The 15,552-nt window shown below is 72.8% G+C and carries 14 protein-coding genes; 3 read left to right on the top strand and 11 right to left on the bottom strand.

Translation table 11 applies throughout. The annotated features are described in order from the left end of the window. Nucleotides 1-115 precede the first annotated feature (115 nt). On the top strand, nucleotides 116-565 hold the full coding sequence (locus ACIQAK_RS31320; RefSeq protein ID WP_366392376.1) for an adenylyltransferase/cytidyltransferase family protein: 450 nt from the start codon (nucleotides 116-118) through the stop codon (nucleotides 563-565). On the opposite strand, the gene ACIQAK_RS31315 is transcribed toward ACIQAK_RS31320, so the two are convergent. From ACIQAK_RS31315 to ACIQAK_RS31275, 9 genes are all read right to left on the bottom strand, one after another. Then, complete coding sequence (locus ACIQAK_RS31315; protein WP_366392375.1) at nucleotides 534-1,271, bottom strand: CDP-alcohol phosphatidyltransferase family protein; 738 nt, start codon at nucleotides 1,269-1,271, stop codon at nucleotides 534-536. The genes ACIQAK_RS31320 and ACIQAK_RS31315 overlap by 32 nt on opposite strands. A gap of 109 nt (nucleotides 1,272-1,380) precedes the next feature. Beyond that, a complete protein-coding gene (gene mnhG / locus ACIQAK_RS31310; RefSeq protein WP_366392374.1) occupies nucleotides 1,381-1,734 on the bottom strand; it encodes a monovalent cation/H(+) antiporter subunit G in 354 nt (117 codons plus the stop codon). Next, a complete protein-coding gene (locus ACIQAK_RS31305; RefSeq protein WP_366392373.1) occupies nucleotides 1,731-2,069 on the bottom strand; it encodes an MrpF/PhaF family protein in 339 nt (112 codons plus the stop codon). Before ACIQAK_RS31305 ends, mnhG begins: the two co-directional genes overlap by 4 nt. Then, nucleotides 2,066-2,692 (bottom strand): Na+/H+ antiporter subunit E, encoded by a 627-nt coding sequence (locus tag ACIQAK_RS31300; protein ID WP_366392372.1) that lies wholly within the window; start codon nucleotides 2,690-2,692, stop codon nucleotides 2,066-2,068. The genes ACIQAK_RS31305 and ACIQAK_RS31300 overlap by 4 nt, the downstream gene beginning before the upstream one ends. Further along, nucleotides 2,689-4,341: a Na+/H+ antiporter subunit D gene (locus tag ACIQAK_RS31295; protein ID WP_366392371.1), complete on the bottom strand. Its 1,653-nt coding sequence runs from the start codon at nucleotides 4,339-4,341 to the stop codon at nucleotides 2,689-2,691. Before ACIQAK_RS31295 ends, ACIQAK_RS31300 begins: the two co-directional genes overlap by 4 nt. Continuing rightward, entirely contained in the window at nucleotides 4,338-4,958 is a 621-nt protein-coding gene (locus tag ACIQAK_RS31290) for a Na(+)/H(+) antiporter subunit C (protein ID WP_366392370.1), read from the bottom strand. The genes ACIQAK_RS31295 and ACIQAK_RS31290 overlap by 4 nt, the downstream gene beginning before the upstream one ends. After that, on the bottom strand, nucleotides 4,955-7,858 hold the full coding sequence (locus tag ACIQAK_RS31285; protein WP_366392369.1) for a Na+/H+ antiporter subunit A: 2,904 nt from the start codon (nucleotides 7,856-7,858) through the stop codon (nucleotides 4,955-4,957). Before ACIQAK_RS31285 ends, ACIQAK_RS31290 begins: the two co-directional genes overlap by 4 nt. 109 nt (nucleotides 7,859-7,967) lie before the next feature. Further along, the gene (locus ACIQAK_RS31280) at nucleotides 7,968-8,369 is read right to left on the bottom strand and encodes a RidA family protein (RefSeq protein WP_366392368.1); all 402 of its coding nucleotides are present in this window, start codon (nucleotides 8,367-8,369) and stop codon (nucleotides 7,968-7,970) included. Further along, nucleotides 8,366-9,511, bottom strand: coding sequence for an acyl-CoA dehydrogenase (locus ACIQAK_RS31275; RefSeq protein WP_366392367.1), 1,146 nt, complete (start codon nucleotides 9,509-9,511; stop codon nucleotides 8,366-8,368). The genes ACIQAK_RS31280 and ACIQAK_RS31275 overlap by 4 nt, the downstream gene beginning before the upstream one ends. Before the next feature lie 97 nt (nucleotides 9,512-9,608). On the opposite strand from ACIQAK_RS31275, the gene ACIQAK_RS31270 reads away from it, so the two are divergent. Both ACIQAK_RS31270 and ACIQAK_RS31265 read left to right on the top strand, forming a co-directional pair. Then, nucleotides 9,609-11,360, top strand: a complete 1,752-nt coding sequence (locus tag ACIQAK_RS31270) for an AMP-binding protein (RefSeq protein WP_366392366.1) — start codon at nucleotides 9,609-9,611, stop codon at nucleotides 11,358-11,360. 9 nt (nucleotides 11,361-11,369) lie between these two features. After that, nucleotides 11,370-12,191 (top strand): PaaX family transcriptional regulator C-terminal domain-containing protein, encoded by an 822-nt coding sequence (locus ACIQAK_RS31265; RefSeq protein WP_366392365.1) that lies wholly within the window; start codon nucleotides 11,370-11,372, stop codon nucleotides 12,189-12,191. Between the two features lie 10 nt (nucleotides 12,192-12,201). Here ACIQAK_RS31265 and ACIQAK_RS31260 read toward each other — a convergent pair whose 3' ends face one another. Both ACIQAK_RS31260 and ACIQAK_RS31255 read right to left on the bottom strand, forming a co-directional pair. Next, the gene (locus ACIQAK_RS31260) at nucleotides 12,202-14,514 is read right to left on the bottom strand and encodes a bifunctional salicylyl-CoA 5-hydroxylase/oxidoreductase (RefSeq protein WP_401849524.1); all 2,313 of its coding nucleotides are present in this window, start codon (nucleotides 14,512-14,514) and stop codon (nucleotides 12,202-12,204) included. Beyond that, nucleotides 14,499-15,326 carry an enoyl-CoA hydratase family protein gene (locus ACIQAK_RS31255; RefSeq protein WP_366392363.1) on the bottom strand — a complete coding sequence of 276 codons (828 nt, stop codon included), beginning with the start codon at nucleotides 15,324-15,326 and terminating at the stop codon, nucleotides 14,499-14,501. The genes ACIQAK_RS31260 and ACIQAK_RS31255 overlap by 16 nt, the downstream gene beginning before the upstream one ends. Between the last annotated feature and the right edge of the window lie 226 nt (nucleotides 15,327-15,552).

Raw genomic sequence — 15,552 nt, 5'->3', positions numbered from 1 at the left:
CCTGCGGGAACAGCCCCTCGTCGAGCTTATCCGTTCACGGCTTGCACAAGTGTTCTTCACAGTAAGGTCGTTGGGACATCACCGGATCACGTCGACCGTGGGGGGAGAGATACGGATGATGCAGCACAGAGTGGGGTACGCGCCCGGGGTGTACGACCTGTTCCACGTGGGTCACCTCAACATCCTGCGGCATGCCCGCAGTCAGTGCGACTACCTGGTCGCGGGGGTCGTCTCGGACGAGATGGCAGCCCTCGCCAAGGGCCACACGCCGGTGATCCCGTTGCGCGAACGGCTGGAGATCGTCCGCAGTGTGCGGTTCGTCGACGCCGCGTTCGTGGAGACCGTGCCGGACAAGGTGGAGACCTGGCAGCAGGTCAGGTTCGACGTGATCTTCAAGGGCGACGACTGGCGGGGCACGGAGAAGGGGAAGAAGCTGGAGCGCGACTTCGCCGAGGTCGGCGTGGAGGTCGTCTACTTCCCGTACACCGTGCACACGTCCAGCACCCAGCTGCGCCGGGCGCTGGACGTGCTCGTCAGCCGGGACGGAGCGCTCTCAGCTCCCTGAACCACTTGGCGAGGAAGGCCGCCAGGAAGAGCGCGTGGACCGCCGCGAGCACGGCGTACCCGGCCCGGAAGGCTCCGGGTGCGCCGAGCAGCAGGAACACCAGGCAGAACACCCCGTAGTCGGCGGGCAGCAGGGCGATCGCCCGCACCCGGGAGACGGGCGCCGCCGGTGCGGCCGGCGCGGTCACCGCCCGCGCCGCGGCCGCCGCCTTGCCGAGATGTTCGCGCAGCAGTCCCGCACAGAAGGTCAGCACGGCGGCCAGCTGGAACCCCAGCGGCAGCAACAGCCAGCCTGCCGAAGGCAGTTCGCCGAAGCGGTGGAACGAGATCAGTACGGCGGTGTGGACGAGCAGCAGTTTGCCGCAGTCCACGACGTGGTCCAGCCACTCCCCGTCCGGACCGCCCCGGCCGGTGAGCCGGGCGAGCTGACCGTCGGCGGAGTCGAAGGCGAAGCCGACGGCGAGGGCCGCGTAGACCCCGAGGGCCAGCGTCCACGACGGTTCGACGAGCGCGACCGCCGCAACCGCGCAGTACGTGAACAGCGCGCTGATCAAGGTGACCTGATTGGGCGTCAGTCCGGCCCGGTACGCGCCCGCCGCGAGCACCCGCCCGGCCGGGCGGTTCACGTACCGCGAGTAGAGCGAGACGCCCTTGGCGCTCTTCTGTGCGCCGCGCAGTTCGCGCAGCACTGTGCCCGTGCTTCCCATACGCCCCCCAGCGTCCGGCATTGCCCGCATCATGGCATGCGGGCACCGGGGCCGTGGCGTGATTGGCGGGGACGGAACGCTTCCGTGGTCATGCCGCCGGGCGAGCCGGCTACTTCTCGTCGGTGAGCTGCTCGTCCAGTTCGTCGAAGAGCAGCTCACCGTGTTCGATCTGCCCGGTGCGGTAGGCGGAGCGGGCGACCAGGTGCGAGGCGACCGGCCCGGTGAGCATCTGGAAGAAGACGATGAGCGCCAGGGTGGCGATCTCCATGCCGCCGCGCAGCCTGAGGGCGACCCCGACCAGCACCAGGATGATGCCGAGTGTCTGGGGCTTGGTCGCGGCGTGGCTGCGGGAGAGGACATCGGGCAGCCGCAGCATGCCGATCACCCCGAGCAGGCATGTCGCGGCGCCGAGGAGGACCAGCACGGCGCCGGCCGTGTCGAGGATCTGGAGCCAGGCGTTCACCGCGGGCCCTCCTCGGTCTCGCCGGCGGCCGGGGCCGGGGAGGTGATGGTGCGGGGCCGGTCGCGTACGGCGATGAAGCGGGCGATGCCCACCGAGCCGGTGAAGCCGAGGAACGCGAGCACCAGCATGATCGGGAAGTAGAACGGATCCCGTGCGAAGGCGGACTTGGCGCCGAGGCCGACGATGATCAGTGCGGCGATCACATCCAGCGAGATGGCCCGGTCCAGCATGGAGGGGCCGCGCCAGATCCGTACCAGCAGCAGGAGCCCGGCCAGCAGGATCAGGGTGACGGCGGCGGTCAGCAGAAGGCGGTCGGCCTGGTCGAACGTGCTCACGGTGCGGGCCTCCCGGCGGCGAGTTGCGGCGGTGGGGGCGGTTCGGCGACGCGGGCGATCTCGTCGGGGGTACCGAAGGCCCGTACGGTCAGCTCCTCCAGTCGCCACACCTGACGCCGGGCGGCGTCCAGCTCCTCGGGCAGGTCGGCGTCCAGGACGTGCAGGAAGACGGTGGCGGTGGCCCGGCGCACCTCGATGATGGAGCCGCCGGGCACGTTGGAGAGGGCGACGGCGGTGGCGGCGAGCATGAGGTCGCTGCGGCAGCGCAGGGGTACGCCGATGACGGCGGCCCGGTGCGGCAGGCGGGCGAAGGTCTGCCGGGTGACCTTCACCGCGGAGATGTACATGTCGGAGAACAGGTATCCGGCCAGGCACACGATCCGCCAGGGGTGGAGCCGGAGCCCGAGGTCGACCCGGGGCAGCGGGAAGGCCAGGCAGACGGCGACGGCGACGACCACGCCGGTGATGACGTTGGCCAGGGTCAGGGTCGACCAGAGCAGCACCCAGATGAGGGTGAGCCAGGCGATCAGCGGCAGGTCCAGCACCCGCCCCCGGCGGCCGAACTCGAAGCTCAGCGGCGGCAGATCGGAGTCGCGGAACGACGACCGCGGGATGGGGCTCACCGGCCGAGCACCTCCTGGACGTAGGGCGTGCGCCGGATGAGTTCGGCGGCCGAGCGGTCGGTGTAGGCGGTGAGCGGGCCGGCGAACACCGTGAAGGAGAGGCCTAGCGCGATGGTCGCCGCGGTGGCCGCGGTCATGGGCCGGGGCAGCGTGCTGGTGGTGATGACGGCGCGTCCGTGCAGGGTCGCGGCGACGGCCTGGCCGGCCGGGCGGGGCGCGGGCTCGATGCCTTCGTCGCCGGTGCCGGGGATGCGGTCGGGGCCCGCGTCGGTGTCGTCGTCGCTGTCGTCCCCGGACTCCAGGACCGTGCCCGCGGCGGCCAGCCCCGGCGGGGCGGCCCGCCAGAACGCCAGGTTCCAGACCTTGGCGGTCACGTACAGCGTCAGGAGGCTGGTGACCGCCGATCCCGCGACCAGGACCCAGGCCCAGGCGCCGCCGTCGGCGACCCCGGCGCGCATCAGCCCGAGCTTCCCGATGAAGCCGGAGAGCGGGGGGATGCCGGCGAGGTTCATCGCGGGGACGAAGAAGAGGAGCGCGAGCACCGGGGCGGCCTTGGCCATCCCGCCCAGCCGGGTCAGCTCCGTGGTGCCGCCCCGGCGTTCGATGAGCCCGGCGACCAGGAACAGGGTGGTCTGGACGGTGATGTGGTGGACGACGTAGACGATGGCGCCGCCGTACGCCTCGCGGGTGGCGAGACCGATACCGAAGACCATGAAGCCGATGTGGCTGACCAGGGTGAAGGAGAGCAGCCGCTTGAGGTCGGTCTGGGCGACCGCGCCGAGGACGCCGATGACCATCGAGGCGAGTGCGGCGGCCATCAGGAGGTCGCCGATCCGGTTGCCGGGGAAGAGCAGGGTCTCGGTGCGCAGCATGCAGTAGACGCCGACCTTGGTGAGCAGTCCGGCGAAGACGGCGGTGACGGGGGCCGGGGCGGTCGGATAGGAGTCGGGGAGCCAGGCGGCGAGCGGGAAGACGGCGGCCTTGACCGCGAAGACGGTGATCAGCATGGCCTGGATCAGGGTCTGTACGCCGATGGGGAGTTCGGGCAGCCGCTGGGCGAGCTGGGCGAAGTTGGCGGTGCCGGTGGCCGCGTACGTCATGGCGATGGCGGTGAGGAAGAGCATCGAGGAGAACAGCGAGATGATCACGTACGTGGAGCCCGCCCGCATCCGGGGGCCGGTGCCGCCGAGGGTGAGCAGGACGAAGCTGGCCACCAGCATGATCTCGAAGCCGACGTAGAGGTTGACGAGGTCGCCGGCCAGGAAGGTGCAGGAGACCCCGGCGACGAGGATCAGGTAGGCGGGGTGGAAGACGGCGACCGGTGTCTCCTTGTCCCGGTCGGTCATGCCCTGCCCGAGGGAGTAGACGAGTACGCAGAGGGTGACGGCCGATGAGACGGTGAGCATCAGTCCACAGAGCCGGTCGGCGACCAGGGTGATGCCGAGCGGCGGGGCGAAGTCGCCGAGGTGGACGGAGAGCGGGCCCTGGCGGTCGGCGGCGATCATCAGGATGACCGACAGCGCCAGTACGGCGGTGAGGACGGCCACGCTGATGAAGCGCTGGAACCGTTGCAGGCGGGTGCCGAAGGTGAGGCTGAGTCCGGTGGCGCAGAGCGGCAGCAGCACCGGCAGCGGGACGAGCGCGTTCATCCGGTGGCTCCTCGGTCGTCGCGGGGGTAGCGGTCGTCCGCCTTGGCGTCGCCGGCGCGTTCGTAGTCCTCCGGGTCCGCGCCGATGACGTCGTTCCAGAGGTCGCCGGAGGCGTCCCGGCCGCGGGCCTGGCGGGCGCGGTCGGCGCGCAGCCGGTCGCGGAGTCTGCGGCGCTCCTCCCGGTAGCGTTCGCGCTCATCCGGGGTGGGCTCGGCCCCGGAGCGGAACTCCTCGCGCAACTGGGCCCGCTCCCCCAGCACTTCGGCGCGGAGCACGATGCGCCGGTCCTCCAGGTCGTCGTGCACCTCGTCGGTGCCGGTGATCTGGTGGCTGCGGTAGGCCATGGCGAGCAGGAACGCGGTGGTGCCGAGGGTGATGACGATGGCGGTGAGCGCGATGGCCTGCGGCAGCGGGTCGGTGACCCGGCGCAGGGAGACCCCGTACAGGAGCGGCGCCGCTCCGGCGGTCCCGGTGGCGGAGAGGATCAGCAGGTTGATGCCGTTGCTCGCGATGACGGCGCCGAGCAGGACGCGGGTCAGCGGCCGGGTCAGCATGAGGATGCCGCCGACGGCGCAGAGCACCACGGCGGTGGCGAGGAGCGAGGCGCTGACGATCACCGGGCTGCCCCTCCCGCCTCGGGGCCGCCGGGCGGGGTGAGGGCGCCCGCGGCCCGCTCGATCTGCCGGTCGATCTTGGCGCCGAGGGCCCGCACGATGTCGAGGACGACGCCGAGGACCAGCAGGTAGACGCCGAAGTCGAAGAGCAGGGGCGTGCTCATGTGGAAGTCGCCGAAGACCGGCAGGTGGCCGTAGTAGGTGAAGGCGTGGAGCACGGTGCCGTCGATCAGGCCGATGAGGCCGACGCCGGTGGAGAGGAACAGGCCGAGACCGGTGAAGAGGCCGGGTTGCAGGGGCGCGGCCTCGGCCAGTTCGAAGCGGCCGCCCGCCAGGTAGCGGGTGATGAGGGCGACCCCGGCGACGAGTCCGGCGACGAAGCCGCCCCCGGGCATGTTCTCCGCGCAGAACAGCAGATAGACCGAGAGGACCAGGATGGGGTGGAACAGCAGCCGGGCCACCACCTCGAAGACGATGGAGCGGTGCTCGGGGGCGAGGGTCGCGCCGGCCGCCAGCCAGCTGCGCTCGGGGGCCACGTCGTCTCCCTGGGGCAGCCGCGCGGAGTGGCGCGCCGAGAGCGACCAGGCGGTACGGCCCCGCAGCTCGTCCTGGGCCATGGAGCCGTCGCTGCGGCGGTGCAGGTAGATGAGGCTGGTGACCCCGATCGCGGCGGCGGCCAGCACGGCGGACTCCCCCATGGTGTCCCAGGCGCGCAGGTCGACGAGGAGCGTGGCGACCACGTCCTTGTACCCGTGGTCGGCGACCTCCTCGACCATCGCGGCCCCGGCGGGCTCCGCGGTGCGGGCGGCGGCGGCCACCCACACCGCGATCCCGATGGTGGCGGCCGCCGCGAGGGCGACCGGGACGCGGATGGCGCGCCGCCAGGTGGAGACGGTCTCCAGGAAGTGGACCGGCATCCGGCGCAGCACCAGCACGAAGACGATCATCGCCACGGTCTCGACGCAGAACTGGGTGAGGGCGAGGTCGGGCGCGCCCTGGACGACGAAGAGCAGGGCGGTCCCGTAGCCGGTCAGGCCGCCCAGGACGACGGCCTTCATCCTGCGCCGTACGGTCACGCAGAGGAGGGCCGCGGCGCAGGTCAGTGCGGCGACGGAGCCCTGGAGCGGGTTGTCCCAGAGGCGGGGGCGCAGCGCGCCGTCCCACGGCTGGTCGGTGAAGAGCACCGCGAGCTGTCCGGCGAGCATCACCAGCAGCGTGGTGGCCAGGTACACCGAGAGGGAACCGCGCTGGATGAAGCCGGTGACCTGGAGGGCGAGACGTTCCTGCCCGAGCAGCAGATGGCCGAAGACGCTGTCGGCGGTGGGCCAGGCGACGCGGCGGGAGAGCTTGATGACGGGGGTGCGGCCGAGGAAGAGGACGGTTCCGGCCACCCAGGTGAGCGCGGACAGGAGCAGGGCGGTGCCGAACCCGTGCCAGAGGGCGAGATGGTAGGGGTCGGCGGGCGCCGGATAGGTGTCGGCGTACGCGCCCAGCAGCCGGTCGGTCCAGCCGACGCCCGGGCCGAGGACCAGCCCGAGGACGGCGAGCAGGGCGGGCGGGGCGAGGAAGGCGGGGCTCACGCGGTGGACGGGGGTGTCGGGGACGCCCGGCTTGCGGGCGAAGGCGCCCCAGACGAACCGCAGGGTGTACGCGGTGGTCAGCGCCGACCCCGCGACGACGGCGGCCAGCGCCCACCGGTCGGCGGCTGAGCCGTGCAGCAGCGCTTCGAAGGCGGCCTCCTTGGCGGCGAAGCCGAGCAGCGGCGGCAGGGCGGCCATGGAGGCGGCGGCGAGGACGGCGACCCCGGCGACGTACGGCAGGGTGTGGCCGACCCCGGAGAGCTTGCGCAGGTCGCGGGTGCCGGTGGCGTGGTCGACGATGCCGGTGATGAGGAAGAGCGGCGCCTTGAACAGGGCGTGGGCGAGGGTCATGGCAGCCGCGGCGAGGGCCGCGTCCCGGTTGCCGGTCCCGGCGAGCAGGGTGAGGAAGCCGAGCTGGCTGACGGTCCCGTAGGCCAGGACGAGTTTGAGGTCGTTGAGGCGCAGCGCCCGCCAGCCGCCGAGCAGCATGGTCGCGCCGCCGAGGACCAGGATGACCGGCTTCCACACGGGTACGTCGGCGAAGGCCGGGGAGAGCCGGGCGACCAGGTACACCCCGGCCTTGACCATCGCCGCGGCGTGCAGATAGGCGCTGACCGGGGTCGGTGCGGCCATGGCGTTCGGCAGCCACATGGAGAACGGCCAGATCGCGGACTTCGACAGCGCCCCGCACAGCACGAGCACCAGGGCGGCGGAGACGGCGAGGGTCGCCTCGGGCGGATCGGCGACGATGGTGGAGATCCGGTACGTGCCCGCGGCCTGACCGATGATCAGGAAGCCGACCAGCATGGCGAGCCCGCCGAGCGTGGTGACGACAAGGGCCTGGAGCGCGGAGCGGCGGCTGTGGCGGTGTTCGCTGCCGTGCCCGATCAGCAGGTAGGAGAAGACGGTGGTCAGCTCCCAGAACACGTACAGCGCGATCAGGTCGTCGGAGAGGACCAGGGCGAGCATGGCGCCCGCGAAGGCGAGCAGGTTCCCGGCGAACCGGCCCAGCTGCGGGGTGTCGCCCGGGAAGTAGAAGGCGCAGTAGAGGAGGACGAGCGCGCCGACCCCGGCGGCGAGCAGCACCATCAGTTCGGCCAGGGCGTCCAGGCGCAGATCGAGGGAGACGTCGTAGTCCGGGATCCACTGCCAGGACCAGGTGACCGCGTCACCGGATGTGGCGGTGTTCCAGCGGGTGAACGCCCAGACGGTGGCGGCCGCCGGCGGGAGCGCGAGCACGAGGAAGGCCCGCCTGCCGAGCCGGTGCACCAGCGGGCCCGCGCAGGCCGCCAGCGCGAAGTGGCAGACGATGAGGGCGATCACAGGGGAGCGTCCGGTTCGGGCGGCGGAGCATCCGGGATAAGGAGCACTAAATACAGATATATCGCCCGGGACGATTCACCCGACCGGCGCGCCGGGCCCGCCGTGGGCGTCAGGGCAGCACGGCGATCCCGTCGATCTCGACCAACGCCTGGGCGTCCCAGAGCCGGGCCACCCCGATGACCGCCATCGCCGGGTAGTCGCGCCCCGCCAGCCGGCGCCAGATCCGGCCCAGTTCGGCGGCGTGGGAGCGGTAGTCGGCCACATCGGTGGCGTACACCGTGACGCGTGCCAGGTCGGCGGGGGCGCCGCCCGCCGCGTGCAGGGCGGTGAGCAGGTTGGTCAGGGCGGTGGCGAACTGTTCGGGCAGGGTGGCGCCGACCACCTTGCCGTCCGGGTCGAGGGCGGTCTGCCCGGCCAGGAAGACCAGATGGCCCCCGGTGGCGACGACGGCGTGCGAGAAGCCGGTCGGCGGGGAGAGTTCGGCCGGATTGATCCGGTGGGACGGGCTCATACGGGCGGCTCCTCGGGCTGGTGGGCGGTGGTGGTCGCGTACAGCTCCTTGGCGATGATGGTCCGCTGCACCTCGCTGGCGCCCTCGTAGATCCGGGGCGCGCGGACCTCTCGGTAGAGGTGTTCGAGCAGATGACCGCGGCGCAGGGCCCGGGCGCCGTGCAGCTGGACGGCGGTGTCGACGACGTACTGCGCGGTCTCGGTGGCGTACAGCTTGGCCATGGCGGCGCGGCGCGGTACGCCGCTCTCGCCCGCGTCGTACGCGGCGGCCGCCGCGTACACCAGGAGGCGGGCGGCCTCGGTGCGGGTGGCCATCTCGGCCACCTGGTGGGCGACGGCCTGGAGGGCGCTCAACGGGCCGCCGAACGCGGTGCGGTGAGCGGTGTGGCCGAGGGTGGCGTCCAGGGCGGCGCGGGCCATCCCGACGGCGAAGGCGCCGACGCTGGGGCGGAAGAGGTTGAGGGTGTTCATGGCGACCCCGAAACCCCGGTCGGGTGCGCCGAGGACATCGTCGGCGTCGACCGGTACGCCGTCGAACTCCAGGGTGCCGATGGGGTGCGGGGAGAGCATGTCGAGGGCACAGCCGGTGAGTCCGGGACGGTCGGAGGGGACCAGGAACGCGGTGATCCCGCGCGAGCCGGCGCCCGGGGTGGTGCGGGCGAAGACGGTGGCGAAGTCGGCCTCGGGGGCGTTGGAGATCCAGCACTTCTCGCCGGTGAGCCGCCAGCCGCCGGGGGTGGGCTCGGCGGCCAGGCTCAGGGCGCCGGCGTCGGAGCCCGCGCCCGGCTCGCTCAGGGCGAACGCCGCGACCGCCCGCCCCGCCCGGACCTCGGGAAGCCAGCGCTCGCGGTGCGCGGCGGTGCCGGCCTGGACGATCGGGGTGGCGCCGAGGCCCTGGAGGGCGAGCGCGGTCTCGGCCTCGGTGCAGCCCCGGGCCAGGGACTCCCGCAGCAGGCACAGGTCCAGCGCCCCGGAGCCGAACAGCCGGTCCAGCAGGCCCAGCTCGCCGAGGGCGGCCAGCAGCGGGCGGTTGACCCGCCCGGGCTCTCCCTTCTCCGCCAGCGGGCGCAGCCGCTGCTCGGCGAGGGTGCGCAGCTCCTCGCACCAGGCGGTCTGTTCCGGTTCGAGGGAGAATGCCGTCATGGCGGCGCCTCTCTTGTCGCGTCTCTGTCTTATCGCGGACCGTTGACTACCGTCACCCAAACGATACGCTCCAGAGGCGACAAGGGGGCGATCCTTCATGGAGCCGAATTCCTCGCCGAACACGCCCGCAGCCGCCGCCGACGCGTCCGTGCGCGTCCCCGGTGCGCACACCGACACGTTCACGCGTGACCACCTGCCGCCACCGGAGCAGTGGCCGAAGCTGCTCCTGGACGATCCCGGGCTGCGCTATCCCGACCGGCTGAACTGCGGGTACGAGCTGCTGGACCGCACGGTCGAGGAGCGGGGTCCCGACCGTCCCGCGCTGCGCTCCGGCGACGGGGGCGTCTGGAGCTACGGCGAGCTGCGGGAGACGGTGGACCGCATCGCCCATGTGCTCACCGAGGACCTGGCCGTGGTGCCGGGCAACCGGGTGCTGCTGCGCGGGCCCACCACACCCTGGCTGGCCGCCTGCTGGCTCGCCGTCATGAAGGCGGGCGCGGTCGCCGTGACCGTACTGGCGCAGGCGCGGGCGGACGAACTGGCCACCATCTGCTCGCTGGCCCGGGTGAGCCACGCACTGTGCGACGCCCGCACGGCGGAGGACCTGGCGGAGGCGACGCAGCCGGCGAAGGCGGCAGACCCGGCGGAGGCGAGGGGCCCGGCGAAGGCGGCAGACCCGGCGGAGGCGAGGGACCCGGCGAAGGCGGACGCCGGCGAGGTGCGGATCACCCTGTTCGGCGGGGACGGTCCCGCCGACCTCACCCGGCTGGCGGCCGCGCACTTCGGCTCCGGCCCCTACCGGGCGGTCGACACGGCCGCCGACGAGGTCGCGCTGATCGCGTTCACCTCGGGGACCACCGGACGCCCCAAGGGCTGTATGCACTTCCACCGGGACCTGCTCGCCGTCGCCGACACCTTCTCCCGCCAGGTGCTGCGGCCCCTGGCCGACGACGTGTTCGCCGGCAGCCCGCCGCTCGGCTTCACCTTCGGCCTCGGCGGACTGCTGGTCTTCCCGCTGCGGGCCGGGGCCTCGGCGCTGCTGCTGGAGCAGTCCGGGCCGCGGCACCTGCTGCCCGCGCTGGCCCGGCACCGGGTCTCGGTCCTCTTCACCGCGCCGACCGCGTACCGCACGATGCTCGGGCAGCTGGACGGCCACGACCTCTCTGCGCTGCGCCGCTGCGTGTCGGCCGGGGAGAACCTGCCCGCGGCGACCTGGCAGGCCTGGTTCGAGGCGACCGGGCTGCGCATCGTCAACGGCATCGGGGCCACCGAGCTGCTGCACATCTTCATCTCCGCCGCCGACGACGCCATCCGCCCCGGCACCATCGGCGTCCCCGTGCCGGGCTGGCAGGCCCGGGTGGTCGACGAGCACGGCGAGGAGCTGCCCGACGGCGAACCGGGGCTGCTCGCCGTACGCGGACCGGTCGGCTGCCGTTATCTCGCCGACCCCCGGCAGACGGAGTACGTCCGGCACGGCTGGAACATGACCGGCGACACGTTCGTCCGGGAACCCGACGGCTACTTCCGCTACGTGGCCCGCGCCGACGACATGATCATCTCGTCCGGCTACAACATCGCGGGCCCCGAGGTGGAGGACGCCCTGCTGCGCCACCCGGAGGTCGCGGAGGCGGCGGTGGTGGGCCGGGCGGACGAACTGCGCGGGGAGGCCGTGGTGGCGCACGTGGTGCTGACGGAGGGGTCGCAGCAGACCGCCGACTCCCTGCGCGCCCATATGAAGGCCACCCTGGCCCCGCACAAGTGCCCGCGCGTCTTCGTCTTCGAGCAGTCCCTGCCCCGCACCGCGACCGGCAAGCTCCAGCGGTTCCTGCTGCGGGACCGGCCGCTCTAGAGTGATCACGTGGTCGAGCTGCGCACCCCCCGTTCCCTGATCATCACGCTCTACGGCGCTTACGGCCGTCCGGTGGACGGCTCGCCCTTCGCGGTGTCGGAGCTGATCCGCCTGCTGCACGCCGTGGGCGTCGACGCCCCTTCCGTACGCTCCTGCGTCTCACGGCTGAAGCGGCGCGGGCTGCTGGTCGCCGCGCGGGCGGTGGACGGCTCGGCGGGGTACGCCCTGTCGCCGGACGCCCGCCAGCTGCTCGACGACGGCGACGGGCGCATCTACGGCCGCTCCGCCCACCGGCGGGCCGACGGCTGGGTCCTCGCGGTCTTCTCCGTCCCCGAGGCCGAGCGCAGCAAGCGCCACCTGCTGCGCTCCCGGCTGGCCCGCCTCGGCTTCGGCACGGCGGCCCCCGGGGTGTGGATGGCCCCGGCCGGCCTCTACGAGGAGACCCGGCACACCCTGGAACGTCTCGAACTCGCCCCGTACGTGGACCTGTTCCGCGGCGACCACCTGGGTTTCGCCGCGACCCGCGCGTCGGTGGCCCGCTGGTGGGACCTGGACGCGGTGGCCCGCCTGCACCTGGACTTCCTGGAACTGCACGAACCGGTGCTCCGGGAGTGGGAGGCGGCCCCGGAGACCTTGCAGGGCCCCCGCCCGCAGGACGCCTACCGGGACTACCTGCTGGCCCTGGACTCCTGGCGCCGGCTCCCGTACGCGGACCCGGGGCTGCCCGATGAGCTGCTGCCGGGGAACTGGCCGGGCGGCCGCTCGGCGGAGGTCTTCGGCAAGCTGCACGAGAGTCTGCGGGACGCCGGGGAGCGGTTCGTCCGGGGGTGAGCGCGCGGGGTCAGCCCTCCAGCCTGAGCCGGGGTTTCGGCGCGTCCGTGCGGCCCGTGGGCGGGGGGCGGCTGCCCGCGCCGTACGGGAGCGGCCAGGGTGCGCCGGGTCCCGTGTAGCCCTGTTCGGCCGCCGCGTGCAGCGTCCAGTGCGGGTCGTACAGGTGGGGGCGGGCCAGGGCGCAGAGGTCGGCGCGGCCGGCCAGGAGCAGGGAGTTGACGTCGTCCCAGGAGGAGATGGCGCCGACCGCGATGACCGGGACGCCCACGGTGTTGCGGATCAGGTCCGCGTACGGGGTCTGGTAGGAGCGGCCGAACTCCGGGCGCTCGTCGGGCACCACCTGGCCGGTGGAGACGTCGATCGCGTCGGCCCCGTGGGCGGCGAAGGCGCGGGCGATCGCGGCGGCGTCCTGCGCGTCGGTGCCGCCCTCGGACCAGTCGGTGGCGGAGATCCGGACGGTCATCGGGCGGTCGGCGGGCCAGACGTCGCGGACGGCGTCGAAGACGTCGAGGGGGAAGCGGAGCCGGTTCTCCAGCGGGCCGCCGTAGGCGTCGGTGCGGTGGTTGGTGAGCGGGGAGAGGAAGCCGGAGAGCAGGTAGCCGTGGGCGCAGTGGAGTTCGAGGAGGTCGAAGCCGGAGTCGGCGGCGCGCCGGGCGGCCTGGGTGAACTGGTCGCGGATCGCGCCCAGTCGGGCCGCATCGAGCTCCTGCGGGACCTGGCTGACGCCGGGCCGGTACGGGAGCGGGGAAGCGGCGGACAGCGGCCAGTTGCCGGTCTCCAGGGGTTGGTCGATGCCCTCCCACATCAGCCGGGTGGAGCCCTTGCGGCCGGAGTGGCCGAGCTGGACACCGATCGCCGCCCCGGGGGCCGAGGTGTGGACGAATTCGGTGATCCGGCGCCAGGCGGTGGCCTGTTCGTCGGTCCACAGGCCCGTGCAGCCGGGGGTGATGCGGCCCTCGGGGCTGACGCAGACCATCTCGGTCATGGTGAGGCCGGCCCCGCCGAGTGCGCGGGCGCCGAGGTGGACGAGGTGGAAGTCGCCGGGGAGCCCGTCGGTGGCGGTGTACATGTCCATGGGTGAGACGACGACCCGGTTGCGCAGTTCGAGGCCGCGCAGCCGCAACGGGGTGAACATCGGCGGGGTGCCGGGCGGGCAGCCGAACTCCTCCTCCACGGCGGCGGTGAAGGAGGCGTCGCGCAACCGCAGGTTGTCGTGGGTGACCCGGCGGCTGCGGGTGAGCAGGTTGAACGCGAAGCGGCGGGGCGGCTGGTCCACGTAGGCCGCCAGCTCCTCGAACCAGCGCAGACTGGCCGCGGCCGCCCGCTGGGTGGAGGCGACGACCGGACGGCGCTCGGCCTCGTACGCGGTCAACGCGGAGGAGAGGTCCGGCTGTTCCTCGATGGAGGCGGCCAGCGCTAGGGCGTCCTCGACGGCGAGCTTGGTGCCGGAGCCGATGGAGAAGTGCGCGGTGTGGGCCGCGTCCCCGATGAGGACCGTGTTCCCGTGCGACCAGCGGGAGTTGGTGACCGTACGGAAGGCGACCCAGCTGGACCTGTTGGCGCGCAGGGGCCTGCCGTCCAGGGCCTCGGTGAAGAACTTGGCGCAGCGGGCGGTGGATTCGGCCGGGTCGCAGGTGTCGAGTCCGGCGGCCCGCCATACCTCCTCGCGCATCTCCACGATGACGGTGGAGGCGTCGGCGGCGTACGGGTAGCCGTGCATCTGCATGACGCCGTAGGGGGTTTCGGCGATCTCGAAGCGAAAGGCGTCGAGCGGGAAGTCGGCGGCGAGCCAGATGTAGCGGTTGCGGTGCTCGACGACGGTCGGGCCGAAGGCGTCGGAGTGTGCCTCACGCGTCGCACTGTGCACCCCGTCGGCGGCGATGACCAGGTCGTGGCCGGCGGCGAGTTCGGCGGCGGACGGGGCGGCGGCGTGGCAGCGGAGGTCGACGCCGAGGGCGGCGCAGCGCTCGTGCAGGATCTCCAGCAGCCGGCGGCGACCGAGGGCGGCGAAGCCGTGGCCTCGGGAGGTGTGGACGCGGCCGCGGTGGACGATGTCGATGGTGTCCCAGCGGACGAACTCAGCTCTCAGCGCCCGGTAGACCTCCGGATCGGCGTGCTCGATGCCGCCGAGGGTCTCGTCGGAGAGGACGACACCGAAGCCGATGGTTTCGTCGGGGGCGTTGCGCTCGTACACGGTGATCGCACGGGCCGGGTCGAGCCGCTTGAGCAGGGCGGCGGCGTAGAGCCCGCCGGGGCCGCCGCCGATGACCGCGATGCGCCCGACGGGGGACCCGCCGCGTGCCACGGCTACCTCCCCCGCCACTTCGGCGGCCGCTTCTCGGTGAAGGCGGCGTGGAACTCCGCGTAGTCCTCGCCGTGCATCAGGAGCGCCTGGGTGTTGGCGTCCAGCTCGACGGAGGCGGCGAGCGGCATGTCCAGTTCGGCGGTGAGCAGCGCCTTGGTCTGGGCGAGGGCGAGCGCGGGGCCGTCGGCGAGGCGGCGGGCCAGCTCGGCGGCGCGGGCGTCGGCCTGCCCCTCCTCGGCCAGCTCGCTGATCAGCCCGATCCGCACCGCCTCCTGGGCGCGGACGGTATCGCCGAGCATCAGCAGCCGGGTCGCGTGGCCGAGGCCGACGACCCGGGGCAGGAGGTAGGCGGCACCCATGTCGCCCCCGGAGAGGCCGACCCGGGTGAAGAGGAAGGCGAACCGGGCGGAGGGGTCCGCGACCCGGAAGTCGGCGGCGAGGGCCAGTACCGCTCCGGCTCCGGCGGCGACCCCGTGGACGGCGGCGACGACCGGGAAGGGGCACTCGCGCAGGGCCCGTACCACCTGCCCGGTCATCCGGTTGAACTCCAGGATCGCCGCGGTGTCCATGGCGAGGGTGGCGCCGATGATCTCGTCGACGTCGCCGCCGGAGCAGAAGCCGCGCCCCTCGCCGGCCAGCACGAGGGCGCGCGCGGAGCGCTCCCGGGTCAGCTCGGCGAGCAGGTCGCGCAGATCGGCGTAGGCACCGAAGGTGAGGGCGTTGAGTTTCTCGGCACGGTCCAGTGTGACGGTGACCACACCGTCATCCCGGGAGACCCTCAGATGGCGCCACTCCTCCGCACGCGGGGCGGAGCTGGGAAACGAGCTCATGAAGGGGTTCCCTTCAGCATTCGGGCGGGTTGCCGGCCGTGCGCGGGTCGCGTTCCGCCACCGAATTTATCACTCGTACGTGACTGTCGTCACGGGATCGCAATACGGCGGCCATGAGACCGTTGTGGCGAAAGTCCTGTTTGCACCGGCCGACCGCCTCTATGGCCAGGGCCGTGCGGTTCGTAAGGTTGACCCCAGGAAGTCTCGATACGCGATGCCGATGAGC

The organism is Streptomyces sp. NPDC088706 (assembly GCF_044752765.1).
Classification (GTDB): domain Bacteria; phylum Actinomycetota; class Actinomycetes; order Streptomycetales; family Streptomycetaceae; genus Streptomyces.
The sequence above is the reverse complement of the archived record's forward strand: the minus strand, read 5'-3'. Positions and strand labels throughout refer to the sequence as shown.

Excerpts from the sequence above, each read along its gene's own strand:
- ACIQAK_RS31320 (WP_366392376.1), top strand. The coding sequence starts at position 116 with ATGATGCAGCACAGAGTGGGGTACGCGCCCGGGGTGTACGACCTGTTC.
- ACIQAK_RS31315 (WP_366392375.1), bottom strand. The coding sequence starts at position 1,271 with ATGGGAAGCACGGGCACAGTGCTGCGCGAACTGCGCGGCGCACAGAAG.
- ACIQAK_RS31295 (WP_366392371.1), bottom strand. The coding sequence starts at position 4,341 with ATGAACGCGCTCGTCCCGCTGCCGGTGCTGCTGCCGCTCTGCGCCACC.
- ACIQAK_RS31280 (WP_366392368.1), bottom strand. The coding sequence starts at position 8,369 with ATGAGCCCGTCCCACCGGATCAATCCGGCCGAACTCTCCCCGCCGACC.
- ACIQAK_RS31275 (WP_366392367.1), bottom strand. The coding sequence starts at position 9,511 with ATGACGGCATTCTCCCTCGAACCGGAACAGACCGCCTGGTGCGAGGAG.
- ACIQAK_RS31270 (WP_366392366.1), top strand. The coding sequence starts at position 9,609 with ATGGAGCCGAATTCCTCGCCGAACACGCCCGCAGCCGCCGCCGACGCG.
- ACIQAK_RS31255 (WP_366392363.1), bottom strand. The coding sequence starts at position 15,326 with ATGAGCTCGTTTCCCAGCTCCGCCCCGCGTGCGGAGGAGTGGCGCCAT.